General features: G+C 74.6%; 10 protein-coding genes. 8 read left to right on the top strand and 2 right to left on the bottom strand.

Annotated elements, in window-relative coordinates; translation table 11 throughout:
* Positions 1-80: 80 nt before the first annotated feature.
* The gene (locus tag ABZ939_RS11200) at positions 81-2,054 is read right to left on the bottom strand and encodes a GAF domain-containing protein (RefSeq protein ID WP_361851797.1); all 1,974 of its coding nucleotides are present in this window, start codon (positions 2,052-2,054) and stop codon (positions 81-83) included.
* Positions 2,055-2,363: 309 nt separating this feature from the next.
* Positions 2,364-3,347, bottom strand: a complete 984-nt coding sequence (locus tag ABZ939_RS11195) for an NADPH:quinone reductase (RefSeq protein ID WP_361851794.1) — start codon at positions 3,345-3,347, stop codon at positions 2,364-2,366.
* Positions 3,348-3,447: 100 nt separating this feature from the next.
* Between ABZ939_RS11195 and ABZ939_RS11190 the strand changes: the two genes are divergently transcribed.
* The 8 genes from ABZ939_RS11190 to ABZ939_RS11155 all read left to right on the top strand — a co-directional run bounded on the left by ABZ939_RS11190 (position 3,448) and on the right by ABZ939_RS11155 (position 15,987).
* Positions 3,448-3,906 (top strand): GNAT family N-acetyltransferase, encoded by a 459-nt coding sequence (locus ABZ939_RS11190; RefSeq protein ID WP_361851791.1) that lies wholly within the window; start codon positions 3,448-3,450, stop codon positions 3,904-3,906.
* Between the two features lie 172 nt (positions 3,907-4,078).
* Complete coding sequence (locus tag ABZ939_RS11185; RefSeq protein WP_361851788.1) at positions 4,079-5,668, top strand: class I adenylate-forming enzyme family protein; 1,590 nt, start codon at positions 4,079-4,081, stop codon at positions 5,666-5,668.
* Positions 5,665-7,776 (top strand): FAD/NAD(P)-binding protein, encoded by a 2,112-nt coding sequence (locus tag ABZ939_RS11180; RefSeq protein WP_361851785.1) that lies wholly within the window; start codon positions 5,665-5,667, stop codon positions 7,774-7,776. The genes ABZ939_RS11185 and ABZ939_RS11180 overlap by 4 nt, the downstream gene beginning before the upstream one ends.
* Positions 7,773-9,602 (top strand): lyase family protein, encoded by a 1,830-nt coding sequence (locus ABZ939_RS11175; RefSeq protein ID WP_361851782.1) that lies wholly within the window; start codon positions 7,773-7,775, stop codon positions 9,600-9,602. Before ABZ939_RS11180 ends, ABZ939_RS11175 begins: the two co-directional genes overlap by 4 nt.
* A gap of 482 nt (positions 9,603-10,084) precedes the next feature.
* Positions 10,085-11,437: a nitrate/nitrite transporter gene (locus ABZ939_RS11170; protein ID WP_361851919.1), complete on the top strand. Its 1,353-nt coding sequence runs from the start codon at positions 10,085-10,087 to the stop codon at positions 11,435-11,437.
* Positions 11,430-13,565, top strand: coding sequence for a molybdopterin oxidoreductase family protein (locus ABZ939_RS11165; RefSeq protein ID WP_361851779.1), 2,136 nt, complete (start codon positions 11,430-11,432; stop codon positions 13,563-13,565). Before ABZ939_RS11170 ends, ABZ939_RS11165 begins: the two co-directional genes overlap by 8 nt.
* Positions 13,562-14,878 carry an FAD-dependent oxidoreductase gene (locus tag ABZ939_RS11160; RefSeq protein WP_361851776.1) on the top strand — a complete coding sequence of 439 codons (1,317 nt, stop codon included), beginning with the start codon at positions 13,562-13,564 and terminating at the stop codon, positions 14,876-14,878. Before ABZ939_RS11165 ends, ABZ939_RS11160 begins: the two co-directional genes overlap by 4 nt.
* Positions 14,875-15,987 (top strand): FAD-dependent oxidoreductase, encoded by a 1,113-nt coding sequence (locus ABZ939_RS11155; RefSeq protein ID WP_361851773.1) that lies wholly within the window; start codon positions 14,875-14,877, stop codon positions 15,985-15,987. The genes ABZ939_RS11160 and ABZ939_RS11155 overlap by 4 nt, the downstream gene beginning before the upstream one ends.
* The last annotated feature ends 41 nt before the right edge of the window (positions 15,988-16,028 follow it).

Here is a 16,028-nt window from a genome sequence, read left to right as displayed (position 1 = left end):
GCGTCGGGCGAGCCTGGCCCGGGGGACCGGCGGTCACGTCGCGGCGTCGGAGGAGCCGGGTCCGGGGCCCGGCGGCCGTGTCACGGCGTCGGGCGAGCCTGGTCCGGGGCCGGGCGGGCCGGGTCCACGGCGCCCCGTTGCTGGGCCAGGACGTCCCGGGTGCGCTGGAGACGGAGTGCCAGCTGCACCTCAAGGACCTGACCCGGCTTCTGCCATTCGGCGCCGAGGAGTTCACCGATCCGCTCCAGCCGGCGCGAGACCGTGTTCGGATGGACGTGCAGCGCCTCCGCCGCGTTCGTCGGGCTGCCGCCCGAGGCGAAGTACGCCTCCAGGGTGCGTGTCAGATCGGTGAACCGTTCGGCGTCGTACTCCAGCACGGGGCCGATCGCCGACTCGATGAACCCGTCCACGTCGTGGTCGTCGGAGAGCAGCAGCCCCAGGAAGCCCAGGTCCTGAACCGACGCGGCCGACCCCGAACCGCCCAGCGCGCTCATCGCGTCCAGGCAGCGCATGGCCTCCAGATACATCCGGCCCACACCGTCCGGGCTCCAGCCCGGACCCGCGGCGGCGACCGACACCGGGTGGCCCAGCAGCGGGGACAGCTCGCCGGAGACCGCGCGGGCTGCGGCCGAGGCCTCGAGCCCGGGCAGCAGCAGCACGAGGCAGCCGCCCTGCACCGTCTTCAGACCGGACATCCGGTACGCGTACGAGGACGCCCACACCACCGCCCGCCCCTGCTCCCCGCCCTCCGGCCGGGCCACCACCAGGACGTGCGGCTTGCGCAGATCGATGCCGAGCCGGCGGGCGCGCTGCACCAACTGCTGCGGCGGGGCGTGCTGCGGGTCGGCGAGCAGGTCGTCGAGGAGCTCGTCCCGGACGGGGCCCTCGGCGACGGCCGTGGAGCGCTGCATCAGGAGCAGGAACGCGACGGACTGCGCGGCCAGTTCGAGCAGCCGCTCGTCCTCGCCGGTCAGCCCGGTCGCGGCGCGCATCACCAGCACGCCGAGGTCCTCGGAGCCCGCTATGACGGGCGCGACCCAGGTGTTGTCGCCGGTCACGACCGGCCGCCGGCCGGCGTGCGCGTCCAGCGACGCCTTCGCCACGGACTCCTCGTCGAGACCCGGGATGTCGCCGCCGGAGACGAGGCTGCGGCCCCCCGGGTCGCGGATCAGGACGGTCCCGTCGAGCGCGTCCCCCGCCGCCTTGGCCACGTTGCACAGGTCCCCGCCCGCGAGGACGAGATTCATGATCCGGCTGTGCGCCTCGCTGACGTGCCGCATCCGGGTGAGGCTGGTCCGGGCCCGGGAGCTGTCCAGCTCCAACTCGGTGACCTCGGCCCTGGTCTGGTCGAGGAGCCCGGCCTTCTCGATGGCGACGGCGGCGAGGTCGGCGAGGGAGGACATCAGCCCGATCTCGTCGGGGGTGTAGTGGCGGACCCTGCGGTCGGCCCCGTACAGCGCGCCGACGGTCGTGTCGCCGCTGCGCAGCGGTACGGCCATGATCGCGTGCAGCCCCTCGGCCCTGACAACCTCGTCGACCGCCCGCGCGTGCGGAAAGCGGTCGTCCTCCAGGTAGTCGGAGGTCCAGGCCGGTTCACCGTGGGCGTGCGCCTCGCCGCCGAGGCCGTGGCCGTCGAGGACGCGCAGGTCGTTGGTGAGCCCGGTGTGGGAGCCCTCGGTGGTGTGGATGAACGAGGACCCGTTGGTGTCGCGCAGGCTGACGTACGCCATGTCGAAGTCGAGGAGCCGTTTGGCGCGACGGGTGATGACCCGGAGCAGGCTGTCGAGGTCGTACGGCAGCGTCAGGTCGCGGGCCGTGTCGACGAGGGCGGCGAGGCCGGCCTCGCGCTGTTCGCGGCGGTCGAAGGAGGAGGCGATGCCGGTCGCGAGGTGGACGGCCCGTTCGAGCCGGGCCAGTTCGGCTGCCGGGGTGCCCGCGTCGCGGGCCTCGTGGAGCAGGGACTTGTAACGGCTGGGTGGGGCCTGTTGGGCCAGCAGCTCCAGAACCGTGAGCGCGTCGGTGCCCCCGCCGCCGTCCGCGCCGTGCTTGGACATGTCCCAACCCCCGTTGTTGAGAGAAACCGGGAGCCCCGGAGGAAACCCGTACCGCTGGCCGAAACTAATTCGGCTCCGGGAGACGGTCAACGGTGACCTCGGCCACTTAGTTCCCGCCGCGTGAGAGGGGTGCCGGGACCACCGCCGGGCGCGGGGAGCGGTGTCGTGGGACCACCTTCCGCCAGGGGGAGGGCGGAAGGTGGCCGACCTGGGTACGGCGTCGGGGCCGGTCGTCGGGCGGAGGACCCGTTCGTCAGGACGCCATCCTCGGGGCCCGTTCGTCAGGACCCCGTCCTCAGGGCCCGTTCGTCAGGACGCCGTCGTACGGAGGACGAGGCGGGTGCCGTGCGGGCCCAGGGTCTCGATGCGGCGGTGGACCTCGGCGGCCTCGCTCAGCGGACGGACCTCGATCTCGCGCGGACACAGCAGCCCGGCGGCGAGCAGATGGTTGATCGCGTCGGCGGCCTCGGCCAGTTCGGCCGTGGTGGCGTGCGAGATGACGAAGCCGGCGATCGAACCGTCCTTCATGTAGAGCTGCCCGGCGGGCAGGACGGGCCGGCTGCGGGCGCCCGCGAGGAGCACGATCCGGCCCCGGCGGGCCAGCAGGTCCACGCTGTGCGCGAGGTCGTTGGTGCCGGAGGCGTCCAGATACGCGTCGACGCCGTCCGGGGCCGCCTTGCGGATCAGCTCGTGCGCGGCGGGATCGGTGTAGTCGAAGACCTCCGCCGCGCCCAGCGAGGCGACGTACGTCGCGTCCCGCTGCCGTGCGGTGGCGATCACCCGCGCGCCCGCCCACACGGCGAGGGCGACCATCGCGCTGCCGACGTTGCCGGCCGCGCCCGCGACGACGACGGTCTCCCCGGCCCGTACGCGGCCGTGCGTGAACAGTCCGAGGTATGCCGTGGCGGCCGGATGGACCACGGCGACGGCGGTCTCCGGGTCGACGCCGTCCGGGAGCCGGTAGAGCCGGTCGGCGGCGACCACGGCCTTCTCCGCCGCGGCGCCCTGACGCCCCTCGTGGCCCAGGCTGTTGCTCCACACCAGATCGCCGGTGGTGAATCCGGTGGCGCCCGCTCCGCTCTCCACGACCCGGCCGACGAGGTCGCGGCCGATCACGAAGGGAAAGGGCAGCGGAGTGCTGAACAGTCCGGAACGGACGAAGGTGTCCACGGGATTGACCGTGGTGGCCAGGACGTCGACCAGAACGTCCGTCGGTCCGGGGCGTGGGTCGGCCAGTTCTCCGTAATGAATCGCGTCCGGCGGTCCGAGCTGTTCGATGTAGGCAGCGCGCATACCCGGATACTGGCAGGGGTGTTCCGTGATTTCGCCCGCGTGCCACATGGTGTGTCAACTCGGCCGGATCGTGCGGTATTACCGCCCTACGCTGACGTTCATGAAATTGACAATGACCGATCTGACTCCGGACGACCCCGCCCTCGTCACCGACGTCGGGCCGCTGATCCGGACGCTGCGCCCCGGCCTGGACGCGGACGGCTTCCTGGAGTTCGCGACCGCGGCCCATCGCCAGGGCCTGGTGTTCACCGTCGCCCACGACCCCGCGGGCCGCTGCCTGGGCGTGGCCTCGCACCGCGTACTGGCCACCAGCCGGGGCCGGTTGCTCTTCGTCGACGACCTCGTCACCGCGCCCGCCGCCCGTTCGGCCGGGGTGGGCGCGCGCCTCTTCGACGAACTGCGGGAGCGGGGCAGGCGGGCCGGCTGCGTACGGATCGAACTCGACACGGGCACCGGCAACCACGGCGCACAACGCTTCTACCACGCACAGCGGATGAACATCGCCGCCCTGCACTACGCCGTGGAACTGGACTTGACGGACCCTGAATCGCTTCGTTGACCCTTCCCCGGGCGCTCAGCAGTATCCCGTTCCGAGAACTGCGAAGAGTATCTCCATTCTCCGTCCGCCCTTCTTCACCCGCGCATTCCTGCGGGAGCGGCCCGAATTCGCCTTGCCGATCTCTGCCGATCTCTGCCGAACTCGGCATTTCTACTGACGAAAGCCTGGGGACATGCTGCTGCAGCGCATTGGAAACCGTGGAATCCGGCTGGGCACGCTGTTCGAGCGAGCGGCGTCCCGGCATCCGGCGAACGTGGTGATCCTCGACCACGACCTCGACATCGCGCCCGACCTCGGGCGACGCACGACGGTCGCGGAGATCGCCGACCTGGTCGACGACTTCGCCTCCCGGCTGTGGGCGGCGAAGGTGCGCCCCGGGGAGCGGGTCGTCGTCTACAAGTCCGACGGCTTCGACATCATGCTGCTGGCCTGTGCCGTCGCCCGCGTCGGGGCCGTACCGGTGCTCCTCTCGCCGAAGCTGGACGGCGCGACCGCCGCGGAGCTGGTGCGGCGCACGGACCGGCCGTTCCTGCTCACGGACGCGGCGAAGCTGGAGAAGGAGCTGCCGGCCGAGGTCTTCGAGCTGGCCGGGAAGGTGCTCCTGGCCTCCGGCAGCCACGAGGGCGCCACGGAGCTGGCCGGTCTCGCGGGCGTGCCCCGGGTGCCCGCCGTGACGATGCCGCCCGAGCACCCCACCCTGATCACGCACACCTCGGGCACGACGGGCACCCCGAAGCTGGCCGTGCACACCGGCCGTACGCTGCAGGCCCGATACCGGCCGCAGGTCTCCGCCGTCGCAGCGCTGATCCGGGGCCGCGAGACGATCGCGATGCATGTGTCGTTCGTGCACTCGCGGCTCGTCACCGCGCTCGCGATCTCCCTCTTCCGGGGCTTCCCGATCGTCGTGCTCGCCGACTCGGATCCCAAGCAGGCCGCCGACCTGTTCGCCCGGCTGAAGCCCGGCATCCTGGAGGCGCACCCCAACTCCTTCATGGAGTGGGAGGAGTTGGCAGCCGACCCGCGCGGACCGCTGTCCAACGTGAAGCTGTTCTCCTCCACCTTCGACGCGATCCACCCGCGGACCGTGCACACCCTGCTGCGCGCCACGAAGCGGCGTGCGCCGCTCTTCGGCCAGTTGTACGGGCAGAGCGAGGTCGGCCCGGCCGTGGTCCGCGCCTTCACCCGGCGCCGCTCGCTCGACGACGACGGTCGCTGCGTCGGGCAGCCCTTCCCGGGCATGACGGACGTGCGGGTGGTGAGCCGGGACGGCAAGGAGCCCTCGCCGGAGAACCCCGGCTACATCGAGGTGCGCAGCGACGGCCGGATCGTCACCTACCTCGGCGAGCAGGAGCGCTACGACCAGCAGGTGTCCGCGGACGGCTGGTGGCGGATGGGCGACGTCGGCTACCGCACCAAGTGGGGCTGTGTGCACCTGCTCGACCGGGAGGTCGACCTGATCGAGGGCTTCGGCTCCACGCTCGCCGCCGAGGACACGCTCTTCGGGAAGCTGCCGGAGCTGGCCGAGGTCATCATCATCCCCGGCACCGACGGCCGGGCCGTCCCGGTGGTGTGCACCAAGGACGACCGCCCGCTGGACCCGGCGGCCTGGAAGGCGGCGGCGGCCACGCTGCCGCCCATGGCGGAACCGGTCCAGTGGCGGCTCGGCGAGCTTCCGCAGACCGCGACGACCAAGATCAAGCGGCTGGAGCTGGCGCGTCTGCTCGCCGCCGGCTCCGCGCCCACCGCCGGGGACCGAGCATGACCGACACACACGCGGAGTACTGCATCGTCGGCGCCGGGCCGCGCGGCCTGTCCGTCCTGGAGCGCATCTGCGCCAACGAGCGGATCGCGCCCACCCACCGGACCCTGACCCTCCATGTCGTCGACCCGGCCGCGCCCGGCGCCGGGGCGGTGTGGCGGACGGAGCAGTCGCGGCATCTGCTGATGAACACGGTCGCCTCGCAGGTGACGGTGTACACCGACGACAGCGCGCGGATCGAGGGGCCCGTCGAGCCGGGTCCGAGCCTCTACGAGTGGGCGCAGGAGCTCGCGGCGCTGGCCGTGCTCACCAAGGACGGCGCGGACGCGGGCGGCACGGACGCGGGCGGCACGGACGCAGGCGCCGCTGACACGGGCGGCGCAGACGCCGGCGGCACGGGAGCCGGCAGGGCGGGTGCCGGGGGCGCGGGTGCCGACGGGTACGACCGGGCGACCCTGGAGGAGGCGCGTCGGCTGGGCCCCGACTCGTACCCCTCGCGGGCCTTCTACGGCCGGTATCTGCACGACTCCTTCCAGCGGGTGGTGGCCCGCGCGCCCGGTCACATCACGGTGCGCGTGCACCGCGCGCGGGCGGTCGCGATGGCCGACACCCATGGAGTGCCGGGCGGACCGCAGGGCGTGCGACTGGAGGACGGCACCCGGCTGAACCACCTCGACGGTGTCGTCCTCGCGCAGGGGCATGTGCCGGCCCGGCTCACGGCCCGCGAGGCGCGTACGGCGAGCCTGGCCCGGATCCACAACCTGCGCTACATCACGCCCGCCAACCCGGCTGACCTGGACCTGAGCGGCATCGAGCCGGGCCGGAACGTGCTGCTGCGCGGTCTCGGGCTCAACTTCTTCGACCACATGGCGCTGTTCACTGCCGGGCGGGGCGGGGTCTTCGAGCGACGGGACGGCCGCCTGGTGTACCGGGCGTCGGGGAGGGAGCCGAAGCTGTTCGCGTCCTCCCGGCGCGGGGTGCCGTACCACGCGCGCGGCGAGAACCAGAAGGGCGCGTACGGGCGTTACCTGCCGCAGCTGCTGACCCCGGAGTTCATCGCCCGGCTGCGGGCCCGGAACGTCGACGGCGAGCGGGTGAACTTCGCGCAGGACCTGTGGCCGGTGATCTCGCGTGAGGTGGAGAGCGTCTACTACGGCACGCTCCTGGACTCCCTGGGGCGCGGCGCCGAGCGCGAGGAGTTCACCACCCGGTACCTGGCCGCGGCCGAGGAGTCCGACCGGGCGACGCTGGTGGCCTCGTACGGCATCGAGGAGCCGCGCCGCTGGGACTGGGAGAAGCTGTCGCGCCCTTACGGGGAGCGGGAGTTCACCGACCGGGACGACTTCCGGGCGTGGCTGCTCGGCCACCTGGAGCAGGACGTGGCCGAGGCGAAGGCGGGCAATGTGGACGGCCCGCTCAAGGCGGCGCTCGACGTCCTGCGCGACCTGCGCAACGAGGTCCGGCTCGCCGTCGACCACGGCGGTCTGGAGGGCAACTCGCACCGGGACGACCTGGAGGGCTGGTACACCCCGCTCAACGGCTTCCTGTCGATCGGCCCGCCCGTCTCCCGTATCGAGGAGATGATCGCGCTGATCGAGGCGGGGGTCCTGGAGGTCACCGGTCCCGGCACGCAGATCCGGCTCGACGCGGCGGCGCCGTCGTTCGTGGCCGCGTCGGACACGGTGCCGGGGCCGCCGGTACGGGCGACGGTGCTGATCGAGGCGCGGCTGCCGGAGCCGGACCTGCGGCGCACGCAGGACCCGCTGCTGCTGCACCTGCTCGAAACCGACCAGGCGGCGCCGTACCGGATCCCCGGCTCCTGCGGGACGAGTTACGAGACCGGCGGCCTGGCCGTCACCGAGCGGCCGTACCGCGTCGTGGACGGCCGGGGCCGGCCGCATCCGCGGCGGTTCGCGTACGGCGTGCCGACGGAGAACGTGCACTGGGTGACCGCGGCCGGGATCCGGCCGGGCGTCGACTCGGTGACGCTCGGCGACTCGGACGCGATCGCGCGTGCGCTGTGCGCACTGCCGCCGACGGCGCATGTGCCGGCGGGGGTGCGGCCGGTGACGCGCGAGGCCACGACGGAGCTCGCCGGGGTGATCGTGTGACCCGGTCCTACGACGACGCGGGTCTGCTTTCGCCCGTGCGGGCGGGAACGCCCGTGGAGGCGGCGGTCGGCGACCGGGCGTGGCTGCAGGCCATGCTGGACGCGGAGGCGGCGCTGGTCCGGGCGCAGGCACGGCTCGGCACGGTTCCGGAGTGGGCGGCCCGGGCCGTCTCCAACGCGGCGCGCGCGGAGCGCCTGGACGTCCGCGCCCTGGCTCTCGCGGCCCGCGAGACGGCGAACCCGGTGGTCGGCCTGGTGCAGGCGCTGACGCGGGTGGTCGCGGCCGAGGACCCGGCGGCGGCGGAGTACGTCCACCGGGGCTCGACGAGCCAGGACATCTTCGACACCGGCGCGATGCTGGTCGCCGACCGGGCGCTGCGGCTGATCCGCGCGGACCTGTCCCGTACGGCGGTGGCGCTGGCCGCGCTCGCCGAACGCCACCGCGACACCCTGATCGCCGGCCGCACCCTGGCCCTCCACGCGGTCCCGACGACCTTCGGCCTCAAGGCCGCCGGCTGGCGCACGCTGCTCCTCTCGGCCGACGACCGCCTGGCCCGCGTCCAGGAGTCCCTCCCGGTCTCCCTGGGCGGCGCGGCGGGAACGCTGGCGGGGTACGTGGAGTACGCGCGGCTGGCGGCGGAGGCCGGTGCCGGTGCGGCGGGCGGTGCTGCCGGCGCGGCGGGCCGGGTGCCGGGCGACGGCCACGGCGGCCCGACGGACCCCGCCGAGGCGGCGGCCGACGGTGCGAGCCCGGCAGGCCGGGTGCCGAGCGGCGGGACCGGCGGGGCCGGCGCGGTGCCGGACAGGCGGGCTCTCGGTGGGTTCGATGCCGGACCGGATCACGATCGGCGCGCCGAGGCGGCGGTCGAGGCCGACGGTGCGGGTGCGGCGGGCGATGCCGCCGGCGCGGGTGTGGCGGGCGGTGCTGCCGGTGCGGCGGGCCGGGTGCCGGGCAACGGCCACGGCGGCCCGACGGACCCCGCCGGGGCGACGGCCGACGGTGCGGGCCCGTCAGGTCAGGCGCCGGACGACGGGACCGGTGGGGTCGGCGCGGTGCCGGACGGGCGGGCTCTCGGTGGGTTCGACGCCGGGGTGTATCACGATCGGCTTGTCGAGGCGTTCGCCGAGGAGACCGGGCTCGGGAGCGCGCTGGTGCCGTGGCACGCGCTTCGGGCCCCCGTCGCCGATCTGGCGTTCGCGCTCGCGTTCGCGACCGGGGCGCTCGGGAAGGTCGCGATCGATGTGCAGTCGCTCGCGCGGACCGAGGTCGGCGAGGTCGCCGAGCCGTCGGGCGGGGCCGGGCGTGGGGCGTCGTCGGCGATGCCGCACAAGCGCAATCCGGTGCTGGCCACGCTCATCCGATCCGCCGCGCTCCAAGTGCCCGCTCTCGCAGGCGCGTTGGCGCAGTGCCTGGTCGCGGAGGACGAGCGTTCGGGTGGGGTGTGGCATGCCGAGTGGCAGCTGCTGCGGGAGTGCCTGCGGCTCACCGGCGGCGCCGCGCACACGGCCGTCGAGCTGGTCGAGGGACTTGAGGTGCGGGCCGACCGGATGCGGGAGAACCTCGCGCTCACCGGCAGCCGGATCGTCTCCGAGCGGATCGCGGCCGTCCTCGCGCCCCGCCTCGGGAAGGCCGCCGCGAAGGAGCTGCTCACCTGGGCGTCGGTGACGGCGGACCGGGACGGCCGCCCGCTGCCCGAGGTCCTCGCGGAGGCCAGGGAGCTCGCCGGCGTCATGGACCGGGCCGAGGTCGACGCGCTGTGCGACCCGGCCGCCTACACGGGCGTGGCGGGCCCGCTGGTGGACCGGGCGCTGAAGGGCGCGTCGTGAGCACCAACGGCCCCCGGCCCGGTCTCGGGTCCGGGCGGGGGCCCGAGCCCGCGCCCCTGGGACGGCCGAAGGCCCCGCCCTCGTCCCGGCCCGCGCTCGGGTCCGAGCCGGGGCCCGAGTCCCCGCCCCCCCGGCCCGGTCTCGGGTCCGGGCGGGGGCCCGAGTCCGCGCCCCTGGGACGGCCGAAGGCCCCGCCCTCGTCCCGGCCCGCGCTCGGGTCCGAGCCGGGGCCCGAGTCCCCGCCCCCGCGACCCGGTCTCGGGTCGGGGCAGGGGCCCGTGCCCGCGCCCCCGCTACGGCCGGAGGCCCCGCCACCGTCCCGTCCCGCGCTCAGGTCCGAGTCGGGTCCTGAGTTCGCGTCCCCGCTACGGCCGGAAGCCCCGCCACCGCCCCGCCCCGCGCTCCGGTCCGAGCCGGGGCCCGAGTCCGCGCCCCCGTCGCCGTCGGAAGGACCGGCCCCGTTCCGCCCCCGGTCCCGGTGGATCGAGGACTGGGACCCCGAGGACGTCCGGTTCTGGGAGGCGCGCGGGAAGCGGATCGCGCGGCGGAACCTCGTGCTGTCCATCGCCTCCGAGCACATCGGGTTCTCCGTCTGGAGCATGTGGTCGGTCCTCGTCCTCTTCATGTCTCCGCGCATCGGCCTGCCGTTCACCCCCGGTGAGAAGTTCCTCCTCGTCGTCACGCCCACCCTCGTCGGCGCGGCGCTCAGGCTCCCGTACAGCCATGCCGTCACCCGCTTCGGCGGCCGCAACTGGACCGTGTTCGCGACCGCCGTCCTGCTCGTCCCCGCCTCCGCCGCCGCGTACTTCGTGCAGCGTCCCGACACGCCCCTGTGGGTGTTCCTCGTCATCGGCGCGCTCGGTGGCGTCGGCGGCGGCAACTTCGCCTCCTCGATGACGAACATCACCGCCTTCTTCCCGCAGCGCCACCAGGGCTGGGCCCTCGGGCTCAACGCGGGCGGCGGCAACCTCGGGGTCGCCGTCGTCCAGCTCCTCGGCCTGCTCGTCATCGCCACCGCGGGCGACACCCACCCCGCCTACGTCGCCGCGTTCTATCTCCCCCTGATCGTCTCCGTCGCGCTCCTCGCCGCGCTGCGGATGGACAACCTGGCGCCGGTACGGAGCGAGAAGGGCGCCCAGCGGGACGCCCTGCGCACCCCGCACACCTGGTGGATCTCGCTGCTCTACGTCGGCACGTTCGGCTCGTTCATCGGGTACGGCTTCGCCTTCGGCCTGGTCCTGCAGACCCAGTTCGGCTCCACCCCGCTCGAAGCGGCCTCGTACACGTTCCTCGGTCCGCTGCTCGGCTCGCTCGCCCGCCCCTTCGGCGGCCGGCTCGCGGACCGGTGGGGCGGGGCGCTGGTGACCGCGTGGACGTTCGTCGCGATGGCGGCCGGCACCGGCGGGCTGCTCCTCGCTTCCGCACAGGGCTCGTTCGGGCTGTTCGTGGCGGGCTTCACCGTGCTGTTCGTGCTCACCGGGATCGGCAACGGCTCCACGTACAAGATGATCCCGGCCGTCTTCGCCGAGCGGGCCGGCCGTGAGGTCACGGACGGCGGGGACGCGACGGCGGCGTTCGCCCGCGCCCGGCGCCTCTCGGGGGCCGTGATCGGGATCGCGGGCGCCGTCGGCGCGCTCGGCGGCGTCGCGGTGAACCTGGCCTTCCGGGCGGCGTACGGCTCCGAGGGCGGCAGCGGCGCCCCCGCGTTCCTCGCCTTCCTCGGCTTCTACGCGCTGTGCGTGGCGATCACCTGGGCGGTCTATCTGCGCCCCGCGCCCCGCACCCGCCGACCGCTGGAAGCCCCTCCCGTACGACGGGGAGTCACCCGTGTCTGACCCCGGTTCCGGCTCCCGTACGGTCCATACGCACTGCCCGTACTGCGCGTTGCAGTGCGGTACGAAGCTCAGCCGCGCTCTCGGCGAGGTGTCCGTCGCTCCGTCCGCGTTCCCGGTCAACCAGGGTGGCCTGTGTCAGAAGGGCTGGACCGCGCCGGACGTGCTGACCGTCGCCGACCGGCTCCGGGAGCCACTGGTGCGCGGCAGGGACGGGCGGCTCGCCCCCGCCGGCTGGGACGCCGCCCTCGACCTGGTCGCGGGGCGGCTGCGGGAGATCCGGCGGGAGCACGGCCCGGACGCTGTCGGTGTCTTCGGCGGCGGCGGGCTCACCAACGAGAAGGCCTATCTGCTGGGGAAGTTCGCCCGGCTCGCGCTGCGCACCAGCCGGATCGACTACAACGGCCGCTTCTGCATGTCCTCGGCCGCCGCCGCCTCCAACGCCGCCTTCGGCGTCGACCGGGGCCTGCCCTTCCCGGTCACCGATCTCGGGCGGGCGGACGTGGTGCTGCTCGCGGGGGCGAATCCGGCCGAGACGATGCCGCCGCTGATGCGCCATCTGGACCGGGCCGCGCTGATCGTCCTCGACCCGCGTCGCACCCCGACCGCCGAGCGGGCCGCGCTGCATCTGCGGCCGGCTCCCGGCACCGATCTCGCCCTGGCGCTCGGCCTGTTGCAGCTGACGGTGCTCGAAGGGCGCCTCGACCACACCTTCCTGCGGGAGCGGACGAACGGTTTCGAGGCCGCCTGGCAGCAGGCGCTGCCCTGGACGCCGGAGCGGACCGAGCGGGTGACCGGGGTGCCGGTCGCGGACCAGCGGGAGGCGGTGCGGCTGCTCGCCGACGCCCGGCGGGCGTACGTCCTGACGGGGCGGGGCGCCGAACAGCACATCAAGGGTGCCGACACGGTCTCCGCGTTCGTCAACCTGGCGCTCGCGCTGGGGCTCCCGGGCCGGGAGGGCAGCGGCTACGGCTGTCTGACCGGCCAGGGCAACGGACAGGGCGGGCGCGAACTGGGCCAGAAGGCGGACCAGCTGCCCGGCTACCGGATGATCACCGACCCTGCGGCGCGGGAGCACGTGGCCGGGGTGTGGGGCGTGGACGCCGCGGCCCTTCCCGGTCCGGGGCCCAGCGCGTACGAACTCCTCGACTCCCTGGGAACCGCCCACGGGCCCCGCGCCCTGCTCGTGTTCGGCTCCAACCCGGTGGTCTCCGCCCCGCACGCCGGGCATGTCGCCGAGCGGCTCGCCGCGCTCGATCTGCTGGTGGTGGCGGACTTCGTCCCCTCCGAGACCGCGCGGATGGCGGACGTCGTCCTGCCGGTGACCCAATGGGCCGAGGAGGAGGGCACGTTGACGAATCTGGAGGGGCGGGTGCTGCGCCGGCGGGCGCTGCTCGATCCGCCGCCGGGGGTCCGCAGCGACCTGGAGGTGCTGCGCGGGCTCGCGGTACGGCTCGGGGAGCCGGCCGAGCGGTATCCTGCCCGGCCGCGGGAGGTCTTCGAGGAGCTGCGGCGCGCGACGGAGGGCGGCCGGGCGGACTACTCCGGGGTGAGCTACGAACGGCTCGACGCGGGCGAGGCGCTGCACTGGCCGTGCCCGGCGGTGCCGTCGGGGCCCGCCCATCCGGGCACGCCCCGGCTCTTCCTGGACGGTTTCGCGCATCCGGACGGGCGGGCCCGCTTCCTGCCGGTCGAGCACCGCGACTCCGCCGAACTGCCCGACGCCGACCTGCCGTTGTACGCGACGACCGGCCGGGTTCTGGCCCACTACCAGTCCGGGGCGCAGACCCGGCGGGTACGGCGTCTCACGGATGCCGAGCCCGAGCCGTACGTGGAGATCCATCCGGACGTGGCCCGGCGGGCGGGTGTGGAGGCCGGCGGGCTCGCGCGGGTGGTGTCGGCGCGGGGCGCGGTGGTGGCGCGGGTACGTCTGGTGGAGAGCCTGCGGACCGACACGGTGTTCCTGCCGTTCCACTTCCCGGGGGACGGGCGGGCGAACCTGATCACCGGTGGTGCGCTCGACCCGCGCAGCGGGATGCCGGAGTTCAAGGTCAGCGCGGTACGGGTCGAGCCGGTACGGAGTCCCGTGAGCGCCGTACGGGGCGGGCCGCAGGCTCCGGTGACCGCGTGAACGGGCGGATCCTGGTCGTCGGGAACGGCCTCGCCGCGCACCGGCTGACCGCCCGCCTCGCGGCGCTCGGGCACGCCGGCCCGGTCACCGTCCTGGGCGCCGAGCCGCACCCCGCGTACCAGCGCACCCTGCTCGGTTCGGTCCTGGCCGGCAGCCTGCCCCCTGGCGCGCTGACGCTGCCGCCGCCTCCGCCAGGTGTACGGGTACGGACGGGCCTCCGGGCCCTCGCCGTCGACCGGGTGGGGCGGACCGTGCGGTGCGCCGACGGAACGCGCGTCGGCTACGACGCGCTGGTTCTGGCGACCGGGGCGCGGCCGTCCGGCGATGTGCACACCCTGGCCGACTGCACGCGCCCGGTGCGCGGCAGGGTGGCCGTGGTGGGCGGCGGTGTCTTGGGCGTGGAGACGGCGACGGCGCTGCGCGGGCGCGGCCACCGCGTGGTCCTGGCGCATTCCGGCCCGTATCCGATGCACCACCATCTGGACGAGGTGGCCGGGCAGTTGGTCGCCGCGCGGCTTGAGTCGTGGGGGATCGAGCTGCGGCTCGGTACGTACGTGCCGGCGGGCGACGCGCTCGGAGCCGACACCGTCCTGCGGTGCACCGGCACCGCTCCGGAGACCGCCCTGGCCCGGCAGGCCGGTCTGACGGTCCGGCGCGGCATCGTCGTCGACGGACGCCTGCGCACGAGCGACCCCTCGATCCGGGCGATCGGCGCCTGTACGGACACCTCCCCCGACCTCACGGGCGCGCTGGCGCAGGCGGAGACCCTGGCCACCCTCCTGACGGGCGGCGACGCGTCCTACGCCCCCGCTCCCCCGGTCGTCCGGCCGCGGGTCCCGGGCCTGGACGTCGTGAGCCTGGGCCCGCGCGGGTGGGCGGGCCGGCGGGCGGAGAGCGACGAGGTCGTGACGTTCTCCGACCCCGCACGGGGGCGGTACGCGCGGATCGAGATCACGGAACAGAAGGTGACACGGGCCGTGCTGGTGGGCATGCCCGAAGGGATCGCGGCCGTGAGCCAGCTGTACGACCGAGGACGCCCCGTGCCCGCCGACCGGCTCGCGCTCCTGCTCGGCCTCAGGGCCGGGGCGGGGCTCGGGGGTGCGGGCGGCGATCCGACCGCCCTGGCCGACGAGGCCGTGCTCTGCCACTGCAACAACGTCAGCAAAGGGGCCGTCGTGCGCGCCTGGCAGGACGGCGCGCGGGACGTCGGGGCGGTGGCCGCGGCGACCCGGGCGACCACCGGCTGCGGCGGCTGCGCCGACGCGGTCCGCGCGGTGTGCGCCGCGCTGCGCGTACCGGAGGGCGTCGCATGAGCCGCCGGACGCTGGTCGTCGCCGGGTACGGTCCCGTCGGGCATCGGCTCGTCACGGAGCTGCGCACCCTGGACCGGACCGACGGATGGCGGGTGGTCGTGCTCGGGGAGGAACCGCGCGGGGCCTACGACCGGGTGGCGCTCTCCTCCCTCGTCTCCGGTCCGACGCCCGCCGATCTCGCGCTGCCCGCCCCCGACTCCCTGGTGGACGTGCGCCTGTCGACGACCGTGACCGGGATCGACCGGGAGCGGCGGACCGTGCGGTGCGCCGACGGGACGCGCCTCGGCTACGACGCGCTGGTCGTGGCCACCGGGTCCCGGCCGTTCGTACCGCCTGTCCCCGGCCACGACCGGCCGCAATGCTTCACGTACCGCACCGTCGAGGACATCGACGCGATCCGCGCCGCCGCCCGCCCCGGCCGCCCCGGTGTCGTCATCGGCGGCGGGCTGCTGGGCCTGGAGGCCGCCGACGCGCTGCGGCACCTCGGGATGCGCCCGCATGTGGTGGAGGCCGCGCCACGCCTCATGCCGCTCCAGGTGGACGCGGGCGGCGGCCGGCTCCTCGCGTCCCTGGTGCGGGACCTCGGTGTCGAGGTGCACTGCGGGGCGACGACCGTGTCCGTGGAGACGGACCGGGTGCGGCTCGCGGACGGCAGGGAGATCGAGGCCGATGTCGTCGTCTTCTCCGCCGGGATACGGCCCCGTGACGAGCTCGCCGCGGTCGCGGGCCTGGCGACCGGCGAACGCGGCGGGTTCCTCGTCGACGACCGGCTGCGGACGGCGGACGAGCGGATCTGGGCGGTCGGCGAGTGCGCCGCCGTGGAGGGCCGTTGCCACGGGCTCGTCGCTCCCGGTCTGCGGATGGCCGCCTCCGTGGCGCGGCAACTCCTGGGCCTCGACCACACCCCGTTCACGGACAGCGGCGGGCCGACGCGGCTCAAGCTGCTGGGCACCGAGGTCTCGGGCTTCGGTGACATCCATGCCCGTACCGAGGGGGCGATCGAGTTCAGCGAGGCCGACCGCGCCGGCGGCGGCTACCGGAAGCTGGTCCTGGCGCCGGACGGAAGGACCCTGCTCGGCCGGGTGGAGGTCGGCGCGGCGCGCCCCTGACGAGGCCTCGAACGGCCCCAGCGGCTGAGGAGTTGTGGAAA

It is taken from the genome of Streptomyces sp. NPDC046712, assembly GCF_040645695.1.
Classification (GTDB): domain Bacteria; phylum Actinomycetota; class Actinomycetes; order Streptomycetales; family Streptomycetaceae; genus Streptomyces.
The sequence above is the reverse complement of the archived record's forward strand: the minus strand, read 5'-3'. Positions and strand labels throughout refer to the sequence as shown.

Excerpts from the sequence above, each read along its gene's own strand:
- ABZ939_RS11195 (WP_361851794.1), bottom strand. The coding sequence starts at position 3,347 with ATGCGCGCTGCCTACATCGAACAGCTCGGACCGCCGGACGCGATTCAT.
- ABZ939_RS11190 (WP_361851791.1), top strand. The coding sequence starts at position 3,448 with ATGAAATTGACAATGACCGATCTGACTCCGGACGACCCCGCCCTCGTC.
- ABZ939_RS11180 (WP_361851785.1), top strand. The coding sequence starts at position 5,665 with ATGACCGACACACACGCGGAGTACTGCATCGTCGGCGCCGGGCCGCGC.
- ABZ939_RS11200 (WP_361851797.1), bottom strand. The coding sequence starts at position 2,054 with ATGTCCAAGCACGGCGCGGACGGCGGCGGGGGCACCGACGCGCTCACG.
- ABZ939_RS11155 (WP_361851773.1), top strand. The coding sequence starts at position 14,875 with ATGAGCCGCCGGACGCTGGTCGTCGCCGGGTACGGTCCCGTCGGGCAT.
- ABZ939_RS11185 (WP_361851788.1), top strand. The coding sequence starts at position 4,079 with ATGCTGCTGCAGCGCATTGGAAACCGTGGAATCCGGCTGGGCACGCTG.